Origin of the sequence: Enterococcus sp. 4G2_DIV0659, from assembly GCF_002140715.2 — a bacterium.
Taxonomy (GTDB): Bacteria; Bacillota; Bacilli; order Lactobacillales; family Enterococcaceae; genus Enterococcus_L; species Enterococcus_L mansonii.
Map to the genome: position 1 here is coordinate 130,637 of NZ_NGLE02000001.1, position 20,481 is coordinate 151,117.

Sequence of the window (20,481 nt, forward strand, 5' to 3'; positions counted from 1 at the left end):
AAAATTCACCGGTTGTGTTCTTTCCACTTGGATAAATAAGTAGACGTAGCTAAAGTTCCATATATTTTTGTATCTGGATATAATTCTGCTACCTCATTCAATAAATTAAAGCCAACTTTTTCCCCTCTAAATGAAGGATTAATGGATATATCATGTAAAATCATCGCCTCAGATGTTTCTACTTCGATTCCTACAATTCCTTGAATATTTTGCTCCCCAGTTGGTATCCAAAAAAGTAAATGTAAGTTCTCTTCCGTTTCATAACTGTCTATTTCTTTTAATAGCGCTTGATGTTCAAGCAATTTTTGATGAAAACTCAATAGACCCATCGCAATTTTTCGTTGCTCTTTTCGATAATACGTTAACATGTATCTCACCTTCTTTTTTTAGTTAAGCTCTTGGGAAATGTTGTTTGTAAACATCGGCCATTCGTTGTTTTGTTATATGCGTATAGATTTGCGTCGTAGAAATATCTGCATGTCCTAAAAGTTCTTGGACAATTCGTAAATCTGCACCATTTTCTAACAAATGAGTTGCAAAACTATGACGTAACGTATGTGGAGTGATGGTTTTATCAATTCCAGCATCACGAACGATTTGTTTTAAATTTTTCCAAATCCCTTGTCTTGATAATGCGCTACCATGATGATTGACAAATAAATGTGTTTCGTTTTGATTTTTTTTAACCAGTGCTGGACGGGCTTCTTCCATATATTTTTCGATCCATTGAATGGCGTAATCCCCTAATGGGATAATACGCTCTTTATCCCCTTTTCCTAAGGTTTGTACTAAGCCAATCGCCAAATGTAAATCCCCTATTTTTAATGCCACAAGCTCACTCACTCGTAATCCTGTTGCATACATTACTTCTAAAATCGCTCGATTTCTAATGCCTAAAGGTTTTGTTGTATCTGGTGTTTCGATCAGCAAAGTTACTTCTTCTACTGAGAGTGTATTAGGAAGTTTCTGTGCTTTTCTGGGCGAATCAATATGTTGCATGGGATCATGATCTGTGATTCGTTCTTGCCTTAAAAATTGATGAAACCCTCTTAAACTAGATATCATTCGAATAATAGTTGCTGAAGAATTATTTTCACTATGCAGTGTTTGTAGGTATTCCATAATTATGTACCGGTCAATTGATTGCCAAGAATCGACTTTTTGTTCTTGCAAAAACGTCAAGTATTTATGTAAGTCCCGTTCATAACTCTTTCTAGTATTAAGCGATAATCCCCGTTCTATTTGTAAGTAATGCAGATAGTCAGTTACTTGTTCTTCCATCTATTTTACCTCATTTCTTTTTAATATCATATCAAAGAATTCTATTGTATGTATAGTAAAATCATCAAAGGATTCTTAGACTATGTTTAAAAAGTGGCTGGGATATAACTCTAAGAGTCATATCCCAGCCACCTGAAAATCGAATAGAAGCTGAAACAGATCAACTCTTTCTTATTTTTCAGAACTAAACGCGTCTGTCCTAACTTTCATGATTAGTCAACATATTTTGTTAAAAATCCAGCGACTTTTTCTTTATACATTTCTGGGTTTACTGTATAAGCTTTTGCATGAGCAGCACCTTTTACGATGTATTTTTCTTTTGGTGCGTCAGTTGCATTATAAACCTCATCTAACATTTCAAATGGGACAAATTTATCTGCATCACCATGAATAAACAGCATCGGTACTTTATTTTTTTTCAATTGAGCCACTGAGCTAGCTTCTCCAAAGAAATACCCTGCACGAACTTTAGTGATTAAGCTGGTAACTGGTACTAATGGAAACGCAGGTAAATTAAACATGTCTTTTAATTGATATGCTAACTCCCCATTAACTGTAGAATAACCACAGTCTTCAACGATTGCTTTAACATTTTTAGGCAAGTTTTCACCACTAGTCATCATTACCGTTGCACCGCCCATACTAATACCGTATAGAGTAATTTTAGCATTGGCTCCATTTTCAGCTATAACCTTATCGATCCACTGAAGATAATCTTTTCGTTCAGGCCAACCAAACCCGATATAATCCCCTTCACTTTCACCATGCCCTCTGGCGTCAGGGACTAAAACGTTGTACCCAAAATCGTGGTACATCTTCGCAAAGCTAGCCATCGTTTCTGCATTTCCCATATAACCATGAGCCATAATCACATTTTTATCTGTTTTTTCTGCTGCAGGTAAATAAATAGCTTTTAATTTCAATCCATCCTTGGATGTCAACTGCCAATAAGAACGGTTTTTTTTATCTTTAAACCATTTTTCTTGCGGCGTTTTGACTTCAACATCAGTCCCTGGTGTATCTCCATCCAAGAAATCTTTTTCTGAAGGAACAACAGCATAATTGTAGAAGTACATCCCAGCTCCTGTTAATACGATTATAATTAAAATAATAATGACAATCAAAACTTTTACTATTCGACTCATCTGACTACTCCTTGTGTAAAGCATTACCCATTCTAACAGTTTTTATCTATAAAAAACAAATAATACTATTTTTTCAAATTCTTAAATAGTATAATGTTTTATTGTTTTTTTCGCAAGAGCTAGAAATAAAATCGACTTCAGAAAAAGTAGGTTTAGCCTAACTTTTTTGAAGTCGATTCAACTATAGTTTATTTTTTATTTTCAATTAATTTAAAGCTTGACCATGGCTTCAAGAAATCCAATAAAAATAACTCATCAGCAGCAATTCGACCAACAACGTTGACTCGTCCGTCATTTTTCATTTCTTTCAGTGCAATTTGTGTCTCACCTTTGTATTGTCCATAACCAACATTATCAATTAACACATCGCCTTTGGTCATATCTTTTGTGTTATGAGCTGGAAATGCACGGTCTTTAAAATGGATTCGTGTCATAGTCGAACGTAAAATATATTCTGATCGATCCCCACGATAACTGTGAAGGCTTGTAAACAGAACTTCTCTTTCATCGTCTGTAATATCATCTGCCACATCTACCTTAACAGATGGATACTCTGCATTAAACGCTTCTGCCATCGCTCTCAACTCCGCTTCTGAGGCGTACGCATTTCCTACTAAAATATCATCGATTAAGCCAGTTAAGACTAAATGCTTCACTTGTGTAGCAATTTCTAAATCACGATGATCTTCTAAAGAACATAAACCATCTTGCGTTGGCCAAGGCCCAAAAGTAGCATCATGTGAATTAACAAAAGCCATTGTATTTAAATTATATTTTCTAAATTTTTCAGAGCAGAATACAAAATGATCATAACCTAGTCCAGAGTAACGATGAGGATAAAAATTATGAGATCCTAATAGATTGTCTGTATTTGGTGAATAACTCATAATGTTATCAACATAACTTGTCCCTGTACTCATATTAATTTCGATTTTGATCCCGTATGGATTACGCGTCATTTTCGCTTCTTCAGCGCCAGTAAAGCCAACATCTAAGCGGACACCGTACGCACCCATCTCGTCAAAGAATGATAAGTCATCGTAAGAAATCTCTAATTGTTCAAATAAGGCAGGATTAATGTCGACCATTACTTCCATTCCAAGGCTGTTGGCATAATCTACAACTTTTTTAAACTCTGCTAATACTTTATCTTTATCCTCAGTTATTTGAAGTAAACTTGTAAAAACTCGCTTAAATCCATAGTTATGTGCTAAGTCTAGATACGCTTTGTCCTTTTCAAAGGTTGATCGTTCTGGATAAATAGAAATACCTAATTTTCCCATTATTACTGCCTCCTAAAATTTGTATTGATTATAATGTATCCATTTTCATTATAGCAGAATAAGAAAAAGTGGTCTACACCTTTCAAAATTCTTAAAAAAATTCTATTTTGACTAGCGGTTCTAAAGAGGATTTGTTATCATGAGATGTAACTATTTTTGAAAGGAAGACTTAACTTTATGAAAACAAAAAAATTCATTGCTGCAACTGCTCTATTAACATCATTAGTCTTATTTGCAGCATGTGGACCTAAAAACGAGAAAAAAACAGCAGATTCTTCTGCTACTTCTTCAAGTGAGACGTCATCATCTGAATCTGTTGATTTAAATGCATTGGACTTACCTCAATTATCAGAAACAGTTAGTGAAGATGAAGACTTAGTTGAAATGGTCACTACAGAAGGAACAATTGAAATCAAACTATTTCCAAAACAAGCACCAAAAACAGTTGAGAACTTCATCACTCATGCGAAAGATGGCTACTATGACAATGTTACCTTCCACCGTGTGATCAAAAACTTCATGATCCAAGGTGGCGATCCTAAAGGGGACGGTACTGGTGGAGAAAGTATTTGGAATGGTTCATTTGATGATGAAATTTCTAATCAATTGTATAACATTCGTGGTGCTCTATCTATGGCTAATGCTGGTAAAGATGCCAAAGGAAACGGGACAAACGGGAGTCAATTCTTTATCGTTCAAAACAGCGACGATATGTCTGATGGTCTATTAAAAGATGATAAACCAGAAAAAATTATCGAAGCGTATAAAAAAGGTGGAACGCCTCATTTGGATGGTAAACATACTGTTTTCGGACAAGTGACTAAAGGCATGGATGTTGTAGATAAAATCGCATCTGCTGAAACTGGCGATCAAGATAAACCTAAAAAAGATATCCGCATTGAAAAAATCAATATTTTACAAGAAGCAAAAAAATAAACGACTTTTAAGAATGGCTTAATTGCCATTCTTTTTCTTTTACTATAGGGGGAGCTAAAATGAAAAAGATTATGATTACGGGACCTGTTGGTAGCGGAAAAACGACATTAGCAAGACAACTAGCAAAAAAGAAGGATGTTCCCTTTTATGAACTAGATAATTTGATTTGGCAACGCTTAGCAATAGGTGATCAAAAACGATCTGAATGTGAATCTAGTCAACTACTTCAAGAGATTCTCCTTCAAAACGAATGGATTATCGAAGGAACAACTACTAAAGACTGGATCGAACCAGCTCTCAGTGAGTCTGACGTTATTTTGTTGTTACTACCACCTTATTATCTACGAGTGTATCGAATTATCACTCGATTTATCAAACAAACATTAAAAAAAGAAACTGCGCATTATAAGCCCAGTTTACATTTATTAGTAAATCTATTTAGATGGAACCATCACTTTGAAAAAAAGAATCTTTTAGAGTTACAAAAATTGACAGCAGATTTTCCTGAAAAACTAGTCATCCTAAATGATTCAAATCCTTACAGATCCTACTCCAAAATTTTAACTCGTTACAAATAATTTCTTTCCATTTCCTCATTAAATCAACGAATGACTATCCAAATTAAAAATAAAGTGGTACTGTTAAGCAAAGAGGTGAAAGCACATGACGTTTAATCCACAAATTGAAACGCTCATACTCGAGGCTTCCAATCGGAAATCTCCTCGTTTTGTAGCAAACGTAATCAACTTCCAGCAATTCGACCAAGAAGACGTAAAAGACACTGCGCAAAAATTAATTGAAGATGGACAAATTCAAGCAACACTTCATTTTCATTATAATGATTTATGTACAATTGACTTTATACCTCAGGCTATTTAATGAATTGATTACAAAAAACTGCACTCCTATAACTTCTCTTAGTCAGTCAATTTGCTAAGCAGAATTATACGCGTGCAGTTTTTCTATTTTTAAATACGATACAGTTCAGTTGCTGGTTCGACTCCACAGTACAACGACTCAGCTAAAACCACTTTTAGCCAACCACATTGAATGCCTTGAATAACTCTTCTTCCGATAGTTGCATGATTCCAGACATACTTAAAGAGGCAATACCAGTGGCAATGATCCAAAGTTTCATATGTGTTGCTTCGATTTGTTCATCTGAAAAAGATAAATAATTTTGATCTTTTCCGATCAAGCTTTTGAAAAAATTTAAAGACAATTTTTGTAATTCTGCCCCATAGGAATGCTTATCGCTATATAAAGATAGATACAACGCACTGTTCTCTTTTGCCAAATGTAAGTAGCTCATGCCGAAATCTATCAAACTATTTCCTGTATGTTCTTGAGAAAAAAAATCTTTTTCTAATTGTTCATGAATTTTGTTGAGCATTGTCAATTTTAAATCTTCCATATTTTTAAATTCAAGATATATCGGCTGTGTTGAAATCCCCATATGATCCGCTACATTTCTGGCAGTTATAAAAGAAAAACCCTTTGATACTAGCAATTCTTGAGCAGCTGATAAAATATGCTCTTTCGTGTACACTTTTTTTCTAACCAAAAACAGTTCCTCCTTAACTTTTATTATTTATAAAAACAAATGAATCCATATTTATTTTTTTGATATTTATTCTTTTATTTTACACCCTTTCAACACTGGATTTTCTCAATAATTATGCTTTTATAAGAAAAAGCTGATAAATTCACTTACTTCTTTGAAATATTATTGACCAAAGATACTTTTTCAAGCTATAGTTAAGTGAAATGATTCATGATGGAGGTACAAGCTATAGTGGCAAATAAGAATCAAAAAATTTATTTACATACGGATAAAAAACACTCAGAAATGGCTCATACACATAGGAGTTACTCTTTTCTGATTAGTTACTGTTTACTGCTTATTTTTATTGGATTATGTAGTGAATCCCTTTCAACTTTATCGGCAGGAATGGTACGGATTTTGACCTCACCTAGTAATTTATTGACTGATTACATTCAGTTAGGAACATTTGGCAGCGCCTTTGTAAATAGTGGTTTACTTACTCTAATTAGCGTACTACTTGCAAAAAAAGAAAAAATTCCTATTAATGGTCCAATGATTGCTGCACTATTTACAGTATCAGGTTGTTCTTTTTTCGGGAAAAATTTATACAACTCAATTCCAATCATTATCGGCGGACTTTGTTATGCGCAAATCGTCAAAAAACCGTTTTCGCAGTTTATTGTTGTCAGTTTATTCGGTAGTGCATTGTCACCGATTATCAGTTACCTTACGTTCGGTATTTCATTACCGCTGTTTTTTTCAATTCCTTTAGGTTGTTTGGTCGGTATTTTTATTGGCTTAATTTTACCTGCTCTGGCATCACATGTTCTAACATTTCATCAAGGTTTTTCTCTGTACAATGTTGGATTTACTTCAGGTTTGATTGCTATGTTATTTACTGGGATTTTAAGAATGTTTGGTTGGAAAATCGAAGGCACCAATTTGGTCTCTGTCAATTACCATAATCAGCTACTTATTTTTCTCCTTTTTTTATTTCTATTGATGTTTGTTACAGGTTTTGTTGTCAATCACTATTCTTTAAAAGGTTTAAAAACAATCAGCAAAACTTCTGGTAAACTTATTACCGATTTCATTTCAATCTCAGGCGTTGGTGCGACGATGATGAATATGGCTTTAATTGGCTTTTTACTCGTTGCCTATACTCAAGTCAGTCAGTCTACACTAAATGGACCAATTGTTGGCGCGATTTTATCGGCGGTTGGATTTAGCGCTTTTGGTAACCATCTTTTAAATAGCCTTCCTTTGTTAATCAGTGTTTTCCTGACAGCGCAATTATCGTCAGTATTCGAGATTGATCAAACGACCGTTGTATTAGCTGGAATATTTGGGACAGGACTAGCGCCTATTGCTGGTTATTACGGGTTGACTTTTGGATTGATTGCAGGTTTTTTACATATGTCTTTAGTCACAAATGTCAGTTATCTGCATGGCGGACTCAATCTTTACAACAATGGATTTTCTACTGGTTTTGTGGCCGCTGTCATGGTACCAATACTGGATAATATTTTACAGATCAGAAAGGTGAAGCGACATGCAAGAAAGAGACAAAGCGAAACGAATCATTGATGAATTATTGACTTACTTTTTTTCAAATGATATTAGCGAGATTAAAATTGAATTGGATTTTACTGCTGAAGGTTTTTCTATCGAAATGCAAGGCTACACTGAGGAAGAACCTGAAAATGTAATGCATTTACTCGAGCTGTTAAATACACCTCGAGATTTAAGTATTGAAGGTTATTATGATGAACTTCTTGGAATCACCCATCACGAAGAGGAAGATTATCATTTGCTTGGATTGATGATTGATGAAGCTGAAATTAGTTTTGATTCTCCTACTTTTGATATTAAAGTGTTTCGAAAAAAGTAGTATACAAATAAAAAGAAGGAGGGAATTTCTCCTTCTTTTTATTTGTATATCGCACGTTCTCCACCGATTAACTTAGGTCGTGTCCATAAATAAGTCGTGTGAGCTGCACCAATTTCTTTGATTGTTGTACGAATTGGAACTTGAACATATTTAATGTGCATCCCAATCGAAGTATCTCCTATATCGATTCCTCCATGGGCTACTATTTTTTCGATAACGACTGGATCGGAAAATTGATGGTAAGCTGACATTGCTGCTGCTCCTCCCGCATGAAGTGAGGGAACGACGGAAACTCTCTCAAAATGATAATGCTTAGCGACCTCTTTTTCTACCACCAATGAACGATTAATATGCTCGCACCCTTGAACAGCTAAATAAATACTTTTTTGATCTAAAAATTGCCTGAGCGTAGAAACGATCATTTCTCCTGTTTCCTTACTGGATTTTTTACCGATTGTGTTACCGTTGATCTCACTGCTGCTACAACCTAGTACAAAAATATTACCTGACTCTAATTCAACTTGCTCAAAATATTCTTCAAGACCTTTCAATAACTGCTGTTGATACTCTTTTAACTTATCCATTTCCTTTCCCTCCGAACTTTATCCTTTTTGCGTACTTTTATTATGCAAAATATTTGTTCGTTCGTCAAAATAAAAAAGTATGTAGAGCTATCCAAATGACTATCAAATTTACACTTCTAAACATGCTGATTTTTAGCTGAATTACATAAAAAAGAGACGAAAATCCTTTCGTCTCTTTTGGTTACTTCATATTATTTACCATCTACGATATTCAGACGAACTTTTTTGGGTCCATCTACGCGTACACTATAAACAATTGTACGGATTGCCTTAGCAACTCGTCCTTGCTTTCCAATGATACGACCGATATCTTCAGATGATACAGTCAAGTTGTACTCTAGAAAAACATCAGATTCTTCTATCTCTAACTTAACTAATTCAGGTTGACTGACTAATGGGCGAACGATAGCTAAGACTAACTCTTTCACATCTGTCATCATCGGTCACCTTATTTCTTTTCAAGTTTAGCTTCGTGGTGTTTTTTCATAACGCCTTCTTTTGAAAGGATGTTACGAACAGTATCTGAAGGTTGAGCACCTTTAGACAACCAGTCCAAAACTAAATCTTCTTTTAAAACTACTTCTGCAGGATCTTTTAAAGGATTGTAAGTTCCAACAGTTTCGATGAAACGTCCATCACGAGGAGAACGAGAATCTGCGACTACAATACGGTAAAAAGGACTCTTTTTAGAACCCATGCGTTTTAAACGAATTTTTACTGACATTTTATATATTACACCTCCATTAACTTAATCACAAATGTTAGTTTACCAGATTTACATCTTGCTGTAAAGAGTTTTTTCTTGACACCTTAAAAAAAGCGTTAAAATACCTTTTTCAGCAGTTTTTTGCCTATCGTGTATGTGATATACTTAGATTACCTTGGCAGGGGCAAATCGTTTTTGCTTCACAAAAAGAAACAACGAAAAATAGCTTTATGCTCTTTTGTTGTTTCTTTTTCTGTCCTTGAGACTCAGATTAATTTAGTTCATATAGATAATAGTCAAACAGCGTTTTCTTTTCAAAACCAATTGATTCATATAACTTATATGCTGGTGTATTCGTGGATTCAACTTCTAAATAAATACTGGTTGCATTTTTTTCTACTAACTGCTGAAGTACTTGATTGAGAATTTTCCTACCTATTCCTTGTCCACGAAAATCTGATCTAACAACAAATCCATAGATACCGTAGGATTGTCGATCATTTTCTATGCGTATACATGCAATCACTTCTCCATCTTTTCTAAGTACAAGGGTTTTTTTCAAATCCTCTAGATTCAATGGTATTACCTCTTCTACATGTTCATGATCTTCTAATGCAGCAATTGGTTTTGCATCTTCTATTTTTGCTAGTTCTAGAGCAACTTCAGATGATTCAGCGACAAATTTTTTTCTTGCTAAAATCATTGAATACTCAGAAAAACTATACGTATAATTTTCATTTTCTTTAAGATACTGAGTGACACCGCTCTCTTCTCTATCAGCAATGACTAAAATCCGTTTTGCTTTTTGCTGTTTTGAATAATTACTCCACGCTTCATCCATCATCTGGAAAATCTGCTTATCATCTTTAGCAATCATTGTCACCTCTACTTCTTCTGGGTCGTAATGACTTAGTGCTGCATAACCAACCAATTCGAGTTCATCCCAACAAAGTAGATGCGTCCCCTTTTCATTGTGGTCTTCAAAAATACTTAGATCAAGTTTATATGCGACAGCATATCGCAGTTCATTTTCTTCTTTTAATTTTTTTACCTCAGCTATTTCTTGTGATGACAGTTGATTTTTAATCATTTGTTTTAAAGTCATGCGTTCTCCTTTATTCATCTATTATTTTGCTTTTTTCGTATTGTTAGTGACTGTTTTCATTTAATTCTTTATATCGAAAACAAGTTGTTACATGGTCATTAATTAATCCAACTGCTTCTAGAAAAGCATAAATAATTGTACTACCAATGAACTTAAATCCTCTTCTCTTTAAATCGTTGCTGATTCTATCAGATAATTCATTTGTTGTAGGGATTTTTTCTTGTATTTCATAGGCATTTCTCATTACATTTTTTCCATTAAACTGCCATAAGTAATGAGAAAATGAGCCGAATTCCCTTTGCAGTTCAAGGACTTTATTCGCGTTATGAATAGCTGCTTCGATTTTTTTGCGGTTACGGATAATTCCTTTATTCATTAATAGCTCCTCAATTTTTTTCTCATCATAAGCAGCAACTTTTTCTATGTCAAAAAAATCATAGGCACGATCAAATGCTTCCTCCTTGTTCAAAATTGTTTGCCAACTTAACCCAGCTTGATTAATATCTAAAATCAATTTTCTAAATAGACGCCGATCTTCATACACAGGAACACCCCAAATCTTATCATGATATTCTTTCATTTTTCCATTCGTTTCTGCCCAGGAACATCGTTTTTTCATCTTCTTACACCCCTCCAAACACTCTGTTTATTTCTTCTATTTTAACAAATTTTATAAAAAAATGTTTACAGACCTAACTGTACTATGTATACTAGTACACAGTAAACACATTGCTCAGAAAGGAGCTCCTCATGATTTCTATTAATAAAACAAGTAGTAAACCTTATTACGAGCAGTTAATGTTAAGTATCAAAGAAGATATTTTAAACGGCCACCTACAAGCTGGTGAGCAATTACCCTCAGTCAGAGAAATGGCTAAACAACTGATGATGAATCCCAATACCATCAGTAAAGCTTATAAATTATTAGAATCCCAAGAAGTAATTGTAACCGTTAAGGGCAAAGGTACTTATGTCAAAAAAATAAATAGAGAATTACGTGACGACTATCAAATCCAAAAAATCAAAAAAAAATTCAATGATTTAGTCATTGAAGCAAATTATTTAAATGTTGGTAAGGACGAAATTAGTCAATGGTTGGATGAAAGTTACTTACAGTTGAAAGGAGAATAGGTATGAAAATAGAACATCTAGAAAAAAATATCGATCAGCACATGATTCTAAAAGAGATTAATTTAACGATCAATCAAGGGGAAATCACGGGTTTAATTGGACGTAACGGCTCTGGAAAAACAACTTTTTTCCGATTAATTGCGGGTCATTATGAGCTGGATCAAGGAAAGATATTGATTGACGATGAAGATATTCAATCGAATAGAACACTTAAACAAAAAATCTTTTATATTGATGAACAGTATAATTTTCTTTCAGGCTATTCGTTAGATAAATTATTCTTATTTTATCAACAAGCTTATCCGACTTTTAATAAAGGAAAGTATCTTGAACTAACAAAACAAAACCAGCTCCATCCTAAATTAAACTATCGATCAATGTCAAAGGGAATGCGAGGTCTTTATACTATGATCTTAGCCATTTGCTCTAATGCAGAATACCTTTTACTCGATGAACCTTTGGATGGCTTAGATGTGATTGTTAAAAAAAATGTGTTAGGTCTGCTTTTAGATGACGTCAGTGAAAATAGTCGTTCAGTAATCATTTCTTCACATAATTTAAATGAATTAGAAAATATTATCGATCGAGCGTTGATTTTGAAGAATAAACAGATTCAACTTGACTATCATTTAGAAACGTTACGAGAATCTGCTAGAAAAATCCAAATGGTCTTCAAGACAAAGAAAGTGCCTCAAATCGTTAAAGAAAATAGTCAATTGCTACATTTTCAAGGACGTGTGGTTACAGCTATTTTTGAAAACTATACCGAAGAGTTAAAAGGACGAATTCAAGTGGAGCAACCTCTTTTATTTGAAGAATTGCCGTTGACTTTAGAAGATGTCTTTGAAGCTAATCTTGGCAATGAACAAACAGAACTTATGTTACAAGGAGAGAATCTATGAATAAACAGTTAATGACTATTTTAAAAAAGCGTTATGGTCTCGCTTTAATCGTTGTGTGCTCGTCGATTATATTATTTTATGGCTTTTCAGGGATCAGTGATGTTAATCGTTGGAAAGAAATAAATGCTTATTATGATTCTGAAGAGTTTATAAATGAGTTGAATCGTTCTCCAGAAGAGTATGGCTCCGAATATAAACAGTTACCTGCTGAAAAGCGACATAAAACGTATAAGGAAGAAAATTTAAAGTTATTTTATCAAGCGGAAAGCTATGATGAATATGGCAAACCAATGGATAATTCCAATCAGCCTCATTACACTGGCTATTTTAGTGAAAACTTTGTTCTTTTATTTGCCGTAGTTTCGATGATTGGCTTTGGTTTATTCTTTATTGATTTAAAGACTTCTTTTAATGAATTTCTTTTTTCTCTAGGTGTTTCTAAGAAACAGATCTACTTCTCTAAATTTGCACTAATTGCAATACCTGTCTTAGGTAGTGTGCTTTTAGCGAAAATGTTACTTGTGGCTATTATTATTACAGGAATTCCGGCCGAATATATAAACATAGATATGATTCAATTAATGTTCGGAGTAGTTGCCAGTTGGACAACAGTCATTCTTTATTTCTCATTGTCAGCGTTTATTGGCTTAATTACTGGACATATACTTTTAGCTCCGCTGACTGCTTTTGGCTTCTGTGGCTCATTTGTTTTTTTCGCTACAGCAGTAGTAAATATGTGGAACTATTATATTGACGGCGTGACTTACAATTATCTAGCCAGCCCTCATTTTATTTACTCAATAACAAAAGAACCAATCTCAGTGCTACCAATTATTTTGGCCGTCCTTCTCTCTTTCTTCTTGTTTATTTTTGGGGCATTCTTATTCTCCTCATTGACCTTGGAGAAAAAGGGGAACTACCTACTCTTTGACAAACTAAAGCTTCCAGTAATTATTGCAATGACACTCTATGTTCCTATTGTGCTAGTATTTGGTCGCGGCTGGTACTTTGGTGAAGAGAATCGCTCCCCTATCCCCAGTTTGTTAACCTACGGGCTGATTACTGTTTTAATTGGCATATATGTCGTGTACAGAAAAGAAATCCACCTATGGTTAAATAAACGAAAAGTAAAAAAGGTGGTTTCCACCAATCTATAATTTAAATAAAAAAGAAAGCTGATCAATCATTTGACCAAGCTTTCTTTTTTCTTATTTTTTCTTCTTTTTCTTCTTCTTACTTTTTTTCACCATACGGTTCATTGCCATTTTTCCAAGTTTACCTTTGATTCCGCCACCAAGCATTTGATCCATACCTGGGATATCCATATTACCTTTTGACATTTGCTGCATCATTTTTTTCGATTCTTTGAATTGTTTGATCATGCGATTAACTTCAACCACATTATTCCCAGAACCAGCAGCAATTCTTCTTCGGCGACTTGGGTTTAACAAATCTGGATTTTCTCTTTCTGCAGGAGTCATTGATAGAATCATCGCACGTTTTCGTTCAACGTCTTTTGGATCGACTTTGACATTTTCTAACCCAGGCATATTGCTCATACCAGGAATCATCTTTAATAGATCCTCAATGGGACCCATCCCCATTACTTGGTCTAATTGCTCAATAAAGTCATTAAAGTCAAAGCTATTTTCTTTCATTTTTGTTGCTAATTCTTCAGCTTTTTTCTCGTCATAATCTTGTTGCGCTTTTTCAATTAGAGTCAACATATCTCCCATACCTAAAATACGGCTAGACATACGATCTGGATGGAAAATTTCTAGGTCAGTAAGTTTTTCACCTGAACCGATAAATTTGATTGGCGCACCTGTTACAGCACGAATTGACAACGCTGCTCCCCCACGAGTATCGCCATCTAATTTGGTAATCACAACACCAGTAATACCTAATTGCTGATTAAAGCTGTCTGCGACATTCACTGCATCTTGTCCAGTCATCGCATCAACGACAAGCAAAATTTCTTCAGGTTGTGCAATATCTTTAATTTGTTTTAACTCATCCATCAATGCTTCATCTACATGAAGACGACCAGCTGTATCGATCAAGACATAGTCATTTTTCTTTTCTTTCGCTAGTGCCATCCCTTGACGTACAATTTCAACAGGATTTGTGTCTGTTCCCATATCAAAAACAGGGACATCTAATTGTTGTCCTAAAACTTTTAATTGATCAATCGCCGCTGGACGATAGACATCGGCTGCAATCATCAAGGGACGTGCATTTTCATTTTTGATTAAATGTTTAGCTAATTTCCCGCCAAAGGTTGTTTTACCCGCACCTTGTAAACCAACCATCATAATGACTGTTGGTATTCGTTCTGATTTATTCAATCCAACTGTTTCTGATCCGAGGGTTGCTGTTAATTCTTCATCAACAATTTTAACGATTTGTTGTGCTGGTGATAAACTTTCAAGAACTTCAACTCCAACAGCGCGCTCACGTACACGTTTGGTAAAATCTTTAACTACCTGTAAATTTACATCGGCTTCTAATAAGGCTAAGCGGATCTCTCTCATCATTTCTTTTACGTCAGCTTCAGATACTTTCCCTTTACGACGTAATTTACTCATCGCCTGTTGTAGGCGGTCTGTTAAACTTTCAAAAGCCATAATCTCATTCCTCTATTTCTTGTATTTGTTCTATATAATTGGCAATCATTGTATCTTTCGGATAGGTTTCGTTCACATATTTTTTTAGCGTGTCTAATAATTCTCCACGAACGATATAGTCAGAAAAAAGATGAAGTTTTTTTTCATATTCTTCTAAAATTTTTTCAGTCCGTTTGATATTATCGTAAACTGCTTGTCGACTAACCTCGTATTCTTCAGCGATTTCTCCTAGTGAAAAATCATCTGCATAATACATTTCCATGTAATTCATTTGCTTTTCAGTCAATAAAGTTGAGTAAAATTCAAATAACGCATTCATTCGATTGGTTTTTTCAATTTCCATAATTGTTGCTCCTAACTTCAATCCCTTTTAGGTTACCGATTTCAAAGGGATTAGTCAATAGTTCTGATGTGATTTTCCAGTATTTTTTCAAATGATTCAATCAACTGATCATAATAAGAGGCAGCATTAGCACAAAAATCATTTTTAGAGAAACGTTCCTCAACAATTTTTTGTTGATTGTTTTCTTGTTGATACCCTGTTAAAACAGCTTCAGCACTTGAATCGTTTAAAAGCATTTTTAAGGTTGTTAGTGGGATTGGAAATAAACTTTCTACCTCTTCTTCTTGTAAGTGAAATTCGCCAAGCATAATTTTTTGGTTTACTAAATAAACATTTGTAAATTCATTATCCATAAATGAACCAAGACTAATTTGTACTGGAAAAACCCCTAAAAACAATGCCTGATTTATAGCAACCTCAATTCCTAGCTCTTCTTTTACCTCTCTAAATCCATCTAAAACTGTTTCTTCGGCTAACAAATGTCCTGCAGCCGTGATATCTAACTGATTTGGAAAATCTTTTTTATTTGATGAGCGTTTTTGAATATAAATCGTTAGTTCATTGTCTTCAATCGTGTAAAACCAACAATGAAACGTTTCATGCCATAGCCCTTTCAAGTGTGCTTCTTCTCGTGTAGCCTCTCCAATGTACTGATAATCCTTATCAAAAATCTTTAATACTTCATTCTCCGCCATTTTTTTTCTCCTCGCATTCAACCGATTCTTGCCAATCATTTTCCGAAACGACAGAAAGACCCTTTAAAATAAAATATGCAGTTGCGACACCTACGCCATTTCGACGATCACCAGAAAAATTGCCATCATAAATACTATGTCGACCGCACGAAGGACTGTTTTCTTTTAAAATAATTGTTGTGATTTGCTTTTCAATTAGTTTTTGATACGCGAATTTTGCGCCCTCTTTATAAATTTCTGTAACGTTTTCCCCCGTATTTGTAATGATGATCGCCTGATTTTTCCACACATCAAAACCATCCCCGCCTCTGATTTCAGCAGGTTCTCTGGGAGTAGGCAATCCACCTAAGACCTCTGGACAAATGAGAATCGCTCGTCCTTGAGTCACTAATTCTTTTAACGCACTAATTTCTTTTGACTGCCCATCATAACGACAGCAAATTCCACCAAGACATGCACTAATACCAATCATTTGCTTCCCTCATTTCAATTGTAATTATTATACCATTTCTTTGAGTATGAAAGTAGTTTTTGAAAGATTCCATAAAGTTTTTGATCCATACTAATCTGTGATAAAATGTCTTTGTAATTATTTCGCATTTAAGGGAGCCAAAAATAGATGAAAAAAGTGCTAGTTGTCGATGATGAACCGTCAATCGTAACGTTATTAACCTTTAATTTAGAAAAAGACGGGTACGAAGTAATGACTGCCGTTGATGGAGCTGTTGGTTACGAATTAGCGTTATCCAATGAATTTGACTTTATCATTTTAGATGTTATGTTGCCGAATATGGACGGCCTAGAAATCACTAAGTCATTACGAAGAGAGAAAATTGATACTCCTATTTTGATATTAACGGCCAAAGATGATCAAGTAGATAAAATTATTGGTCTTGAAATCGGTGCTGATGATTATTTAACTAAACCATTTAGCCCTAGAGAAGTTTTAGCTCGAATGAAAGCTATTTTCAGACGCTTAAAACCTAGTTCAGCTAGTCAAAAAGAAGAAGTTGAAGAACCTCAGCGAATGCCTTTGGTTTTGGGAGATATTATTGTTGACGAACAAAATTATGAAGTAAGTGTTCGAGGCAAAAAAATTGATCTTACACCGAAAGAATTTGAGCTGTTGGTTTATTTTATCAAGCGGAAAGATCGAGTCATTGATCGAGATACATTATTAGATCGGATTTGGAATTATGATTTTGCTGGTCAAAGCCGGATTGTTGATGTCCACGTTAGTCATTTAAGAGATAAGATTGAAATTGATCCTAAACGCCCAGCTTATTTAGTAACGGTCAGAGGATTCGGTTATCGTTTCCAGGAGCCTAAAAAATGAAAAAAAGACAACGAATCGAATATCTTTTTGTTGGACTCATGATGTTTGCTTTATTTGTGGGAAGTATTTTTTTGACAGATTATTTTTTTAAGAAAGAATTATTCACTCAACAAGAAGAATATTTGCAAAAAAAAGGGGCGTTGCTGATAGAGCAATTATCTCCTGATTCTTTTCGAAAACAAGCATTCTCTTCTAAAGAAAAGCAACTTGTAGATCATTATACCTCTGACGAGAATGAACGATTGACCATGATGAATCCAAAAGGAGATATTTTCTATGATAGTAGCGATCCAACGCTGCGCGAATCAAGAACAAATCGACCAGAAATCAAAGCCGTCCTTTCTGGTGCTACGTTTGGATCAGCCTTAAGAAATAGCGTCACACTAAACAAACAATTACTTTATCTAGCCATGCCTATCCAACAAAATGGTGAATTAGTCGGCATTATTCGTATTGCAGAAGAAACAAGTCAGTTTTCTAAAAGCATTCAATCTTTCCGTCGTTACCTTATAATGACTTTAGGCATTTTATTTTTGGTGATAACTGTTTTTGTTTTCTTATTACTCCATCAAAAAAATGAACCCTTAGTCACCGTGTTGCCTGTTTTGAAAAAAATTGTTAAATATCCAGATGAGACTCGTTCAATTATCCAAGATTCTCCCGAATGGAATGAGCTTTATCACACAGTCAATCTTCTAAGTCAACAAATGAGTGAAACATATTTAGCTTATACTTCAACAGACGAACAATTTCACGCTTTATTGGATGAGTTGATGATCGGTGTCTTTATCATTGATATCGATGGAAAATTACAGTTGATCAATCCGAAAATGTTCGATATTTTACTGATTTCAGAAAAAGATACAGGTAAAAATTATTTTGATGTCATTAAAGAACCTGCATTGATTCACTTAATCCATCAAGTTGTAACTGAAAAAAGTACAGTTCACCAAGAAATAAAATTAACTCATACTCCCAATGAAATGATCCTTGATATGTCCTTACGCTTTATCGAAGAAGATGGCAATGATTATCAAGTATTGGGAATCGCTTATGATTTAACCCGTGTTAGGCAACTAGAAAAAATGCAAAAAGATTTTGTGAGCAATGTTTCTCATGAATTAAAAACACCAGTCACCTCTTTATTAGGCTTTACCGAAACTTTATTAGATGGTGCAAAAGACGATCCTGAAACATTAGTACAATTTCTCGAAATCATGCAAAAAGATGCTTTACGCCTGCAACAATTAATCCAAGAAATTCTGCAACTTTCTCGTGATGGTCGAAGCATCTCATATGAGGATCAGAATATTGTTGTCTATTCATTCGTTGAAGAAATTTTACGGTCTTATCGTAAAGCAATCAAAGAAAAAAATTTAACGATTACCATTCAGGGCGACAAGACAACTAGCTATACAACAAAGTATGAACTATTTTATCCTATCATAAAAAATTTGATTGAAAATGCCATTCAATATTCTCAAACAAAGGGAAAAATCAGTATTGATTTTGGTTTTAGCGATGAATTCTTTTTTACCGTTAAAGATAGTGGTATTGGCATTAGTTTAAAAGATCAAGAAAGAATTTTTGAACGCTTTTATCGGGTAGATAAAGCACGGAGTCGTCATTCAGGTGGCACTGGGCTAGGCTTATCCATCGTGCATAACTATACAGAACTTTTAGGTGGTTCAGTATCTATTGATAGTCATTTAGGGTTAGGTTCGACCTTTACAGTTCATTTACCTAATTCTGAGTAAATCAGTGAAAAACAACTAAGGCAACAGTCACAGAAATTGTTCTTTACTTTTCTGTGATTGTTGCTTTAGTTGTTTTAGGGGAAGAGGTTATTTATTGGTAATCGTTCCAGAGACATCTCTATCGACTTTCATCTCTGTAATCGGTAAGTAGCCTAATTCTTTTACCACACCTTTTTGAACATCGTCACTTAGCATAAAGTCAAGAAATGCACTTACGCTTTTATCTGGTTGTCCTTTAGTATACATATGTTCATAAGACCAGATTTTCCATGAATTATCAGCCACATTTTCTTCTGTTGGTTTTACATCATCTACGCTTAGAGCAATCGTTGAATCATCCATGTATGAAAAGGCAAGGTAGCTGATTGCACCAGGCGTTTGTGAAACGATTTGACGAACGGTTCCTGATGAGTCCTGTTCTTGAGATTGAACAGCTTGTGCCCCATCCAATCCCCATTTTTCAAACGTTGCTCGTGTACCACTTCCACTTGGTCGATTGATCACGGCAATTTCTTGATCTTTTCCACCTAGGTCTTTCCAATTTTTTGTTTTTCCAGTAAAAATATCAATTAATTCTTGTTTCGTAAGATTCTTAACACCGACTTCTTTATTAACAACAGGTCCCATACCAACTACTGCGACACGGTGATCCACTAATTTTGATGCATCGACTCCAGACTTTTCTTCAGCAAAGACATCCGAGTTACCAATTGTCACAGCTCCATCGGCGACTTGAGATAACCCAGTTCCGCTCCCCCCGCCTTGGACAGATATTGTATAGTTTGGATTTTCTGCAATAAATTGATCTTTTGCTGCATCCACTAACGGCTGTAATGCAGTTGAACCTACCGCCACAATTTTAACCGGTTGATTACTTGTACTTTCTTTAGCAGTATTACTGCTCTCTTTCGTTGCTGTTCCTTGATTGCCGCAGCCTGCGATTAAAAGCCCTACACTTAAAACAATTGCTGATACTAAACGTTTCTTCATTCTTACACGTCCTTTTCAATTAGTTACAAACATAGTTTACCAAGGACGTATTAATTTTTTGGCAGATTTTTGTAAATTACAAGTAAAGGAATGTAAATTTTTTGTACATGGAAAATCATCTTTGATTGCTTTGATAGGTTCTTTTCAAGCAAACAGAAAACCTAGAGAAATGTTCCTCTAGGCTTTTCTACGGTTTATTTCATTTTTTGAACTTGTTTCTGTT

At 34.6% G+C, this 20,481-nt stretch carries 25 protein-coding genes; 10 read left to right on the forward strand and 15 right to left on the reverse strand.

Going from position 1 to position 20,481, the window contains the following annotated elements:
- Window positions 1-5: 5 nt before the first annotated feature.
- The 4 genes from A5880_RS00575 to A5880_RS00590 form a co-directional block, all read right to left on the reverse strand.
- The gene (locus A5880_RS00575) at window positions 6-368 is read right to left on the reverse strand and encodes a GNAT family N-acetyltransferase (RefSeq protein WP_086330142.1); all 363 of its coding nucleotides are present in this window, start codon (window positions 366-368) and stop codon (window positions 6-8) included.
- Window positions 369-390: 22 nt separating this feature from the next.
- Window positions 391-1,281 (reverse strand): site-specific tyrosine recombinase XerD, encoded by an 891-nt coding sequence (gene xerD / locus A5880_RS00580; RefSeq protein WP_086330143.1) that lies wholly within the window; start codon window positions 1,279-1,281, stop codon window positions 391-393.
- A 212-nt stretch (window positions 1,282-1,493) separates the two neighbouring features.
- Window positions 1,494-2,426: an alpha/beta hydrolase gene (locus A5880_RS00585; protein ID WP_086330144.1), complete on the reverse strand. Its 933-nt coding sequence runs from the start codon at window positions 2,424-2,426 to the stop codon at window positions 1,494-1,496.
- Window positions 2,427-2,614: 188 nt separating this feature from the next.
- Window positions 2,615-3,709 (reverse strand): DUF871 domain-containing protein, encoded by a 1,095-nt coding sequence (locus A5880_RS00590; protein WP_086330145.1) that lies wholly within the window; start codon window positions 3,707-3,709, stop codon window positions 2,615-2,617.
- Between the two features lie 177 nt (window positions 3,710-3,886).
- On the opposite strand from A5880_RS00590, the gene A5880_RS00595 reads away from it, so the two are divergent.
- From A5880_RS00595 to A5880_RS00605, 3 genes are all read left to right on the forward strand, one after another.
- A complete protein-coding gene (locus A5880_RS00595; RefSeq protein WP_086330146.1) occupies window positions 3,887-4,645 on the forward strand; it encodes a peptidylprolyl isomerase in 759 nt (252 codons plus the stop codon).
- Window positions 4,646-4,704: 59 nt separating this feature from the next.
- Complete coding sequence (locus A5880_RS00600; protein ID WP_086330147.1) at window positions 4,705-5,223, forward strand: shikimate kinase; 519 nt, start codon at window positions 4,705-4,707, stop codon at window positions 5,221-5,223.
- 85 nt (window positions 5,224-5,308) lie between these two features.
- Window positions 5,309-5,524, forward strand: a complete 216-nt coding sequence (locus tag A5880_RS00605) for a hypothetical protein (protein ID WP_086330148.1) — start codon at window positions 5,309-5,311, stop codon at window positions 5,522-5,524.
- A gap of 154 nt (window positions 5,525-5,678) precedes the next feature.
- On the opposite strand, the gene A5880_RS00610 is transcribed toward A5880_RS00605, so the two are convergent.
- Window positions 5,679-6,209 (reverse strand): TetR/AcrR family transcriptional regulator, encoded by a 531-nt coding sequence (locus A5880_RS00610; RefSeq protein WP_086330149.1) that lies wholly within the window; start codon window positions 6,207-6,209, stop codon window positions 5,679-5,681.
- A 231-nt stretch (window positions 6,210-6,440) separates the two neighbouring features.
- On the opposite strand from A5880_RS00610, the gene A5880_RS00615 reads away from it, so the two are divergent.
- Both A5880_RS00615 and A5880_RS00620 read left to right on the forward strand, forming a co-directional pair.
- Window positions 6,441-7,778: a DUF1576 domain-containing protein gene (locus tag A5880_RS00615; RefSeq protein WP_256924796.1), complete on the forward strand. Its 1,338-nt coding sequence runs from the start codon at window positions 6,441-6,443 to the stop codon at window positions 7,776-7,778.
- Complete coding sequence (locus A5880_RS00620) at window positions 7,744-8,082, forward strand: hypothetical protein (protein WP_086330150.1); 339 nt, start codon at window positions 7,744-7,746, stop codon at window positions 8,080-8,082. The genes A5880_RS00615 and A5880_RS00620 overlap by 35 nt, the downstream gene beginning before the upstream one ends.
- A gap of 38 nt (window positions 8,083-8,120) precedes the next feature.
- Here A5880_RS00620 and A5880_RS00625 read toward each other — a convergent pair whose 3' ends face one another.
- The 5 genes from A5880_RS00625 to A5880_RS00645 all read right to left on the reverse strand — a co-directional run bounded on the left by A5880_RS00625 (window position 8,121) and on the right by A5880_RS00645 (window position 11,096).
- Window positions 8,121-8,666: a TIGR01440 family protein gene (locus A5880_RS00625; protein WP_086330151.1), complete on the reverse strand. Its 546-nt coding sequence runs from the start codon at window positions 8,664-8,666 to the stop codon at window positions 8,121-8,123.
- A 191-nt stretch (window positions 8,667-8,857) separates the two neighbouring features.
- Entirely contained in the window at window positions 8,858-9,103 is a 246-nt protein-coding gene (locus tag A5880_RS00630) for a KH domain-containing protein (protein ID WP_086330152.1), read from the reverse strand.
- Window positions 9,104-9,114: 11 nt separating this feature from the next.
- Window positions 9,115-9,390: a 30S ribosomal protein S16 gene (gene rpsP, locus A5880_RS00635; protein WP_010761445.1), complete on the reverse strand. Its 276-nt coding sequence runs from the start codon at window positions 9,388-9,390 to the stop codon at window positions 9,115-9,117.
- Between the two features lie 253 nt (window positions 9,391-9,643).
- Window positions 9,644-10,477 (reverse strand): GNAT family N-acetyltransferase, encoded by an 834-nt coding sequence (locus A5880_RS00640; protein WP_086330153.1) that lies wholly within the window; start codon window positions 10,475-10,477, stop codon window positions 9,644-9,646.
- A 43-nt stretch (window positions 10,478-10,520) separates the two neighbouring features.
- Window positions 10,521-11,096: a DNA-3-methyladenine glycosylase I gene (locus A5880_RS00645; RefSeq protein ID WP_086330154.1), complete on the reverse strand. Its 576-nt coding sequence runs from the start codon at window positions 11,094-11,096 to the stop codon at window positions 10,521-10,523.
- A 131-nt stretch (window positions 11,097-11,227) separates the two neighbouring features.
- Between A5880_RS00645 and A5880_RS00650 the strand changes: the two genes are divergently transcribed.
- Genes A5880_RS00650 through A5880_RS00660 form a run of 3 tightly spaced genes read left to right on the forward strand, consistent with a single transcriptional unit; the run spans window position 11,228 to window position 13,667 of the window.
- Window positions 11,228-11,608: a GntR family transcriptional regulator gene (locus A5880_RS00650; protein WP_086330155.1), complete on the forward strand. Its 381-nt coding sequence runs from the start codon at window positions 11,228-11,230 to the stop codon at window positions 11,606-11,608.
- A gap of 2 nt (window positions 11,609-11,610) precedes the next feature.
- Entirely contained in the window at window positions 11,611-12,510 is a 900-nt protein-coding gene (locus tag A5880_RS00655; RefSeq protein WP_086330156.1) for an ATP-binding cassette domain-containing protein, read from the forward strand.
- Window positions 12,507-13,667: an ABC-2 family transporter permease gene (locus A5880_RS00660; protein WP_086330157.1), complete on the forward strand. Its 1,161-nt coding sequence runs from the start codon at window positions 12,507-12,509 to the stop codon at window positions 13,665-13,667. Before A5880_RS00655 ends, A5880_RS00660 begins: the two co-directional genes overlap by 4 nt.
- A 51-nt stretch (window positions 13,668-13,718) precedes the next feature.
- On the opposite strand, the gene ffh is transcribed toward A5880_RS00660, so the two are convergent.
- From ffh to A5880_RS00680, 4 genes are read right to left on the reverse strand one after another with little or no spacing between them, the layout of a single operon-like run.
- On the reverse strand, window positions 13,719-15,137 hold the full coding sequence (gene ffh / locus A5880_RS00665; protein WP_086330158.1) for a signal recognition particle protein: 1,419 nt from the start codon (window positions 15,135-15,137) through the stop codon (window positions 13,719-13,721).
- Window positions 15,138-15,141: 4 nt separating this feature from the next.
- Window positions 15,142-15,480 (reverse strand): putative DNA-binding protein, encoded by a 339-nt coding sequence (locus A5880_RS00670; protein WP_086330159.1) that lies wholly within the window; start codon window positions 15,478-15,480, stop codon window positions 15,142-15,144.
- Window positions 15,481-15,530: 50 nt separating this feature from the next.
- On the reverse strand, window positions 15,531-16,175 hold the full coding sequence (locus A5880_RS00675) for an NUDIX hydrolase (protein ID WP_086330160.1): 645 nt from the start codon (window positions 16,173-16,175) through the stop codon (window positions 15,531-15,533).
- Entirely contained in the window at window positions 16,162-16,647 is a 486-nt protein-coding gene (locus A5880_RS00680) for a 2-thiouracil desulfurase family protein (RefSeq protein ID WP_086330161.1), read from the reverse strand. Before A5880_RS00680 ends, A5880_RS00675 begins: the two co-directional genes overlap by 14 nt.
- Before the next feature lie 147 nt (window positions 16,648-16,794).
- On the opposite strand from A5880_RS00680, the gene A5880_RS00685 reads away from it, so the two are divergent.
- Complete coding sequence (locus A5880_RS00685) at window positions 16,795-17,511, forward strand: response regulator transcription factor (protein ID WP_086330162.1); 717 nt, start codon at window positions 16,795-16,797, stop codon at window positions 17,509-17,511.
- Window positions 17,508-19,268 (forward strand): sensor histidine kinase, encoded by a 1,761-nt coding sequence (locus A5880_RS00690; protein ID WP_086330163.1) that lies wholly within the window; start codon window positions 17,508-17,510, stop codon window positions 19,266-19,268. The genes A5880_RS00685 and A5880_RS00690 overlap by 4 nt, the downstream gene beginning before the upstream one ends.
- Before the next feature lie 87 nt (window positions 19,269-19,355).
- Here the strand turns inward: A5880_RS00690 and A5880_RS00695 are convergent, their stop codons facing one another.
- A complete protein-coding gene (locus tag A5880_RS00695) occupies window positions 19,356-20,258 on the reverse strand; it encodes a phosphate ABC transporter substrate-binding protein PstS family protein (RefSeq protein ID WP_086330164.1) in 903 nt (300 codons plus the stop codon).
- Window positions 20,259-20,481: the final 223 nt, after the last annotated feature.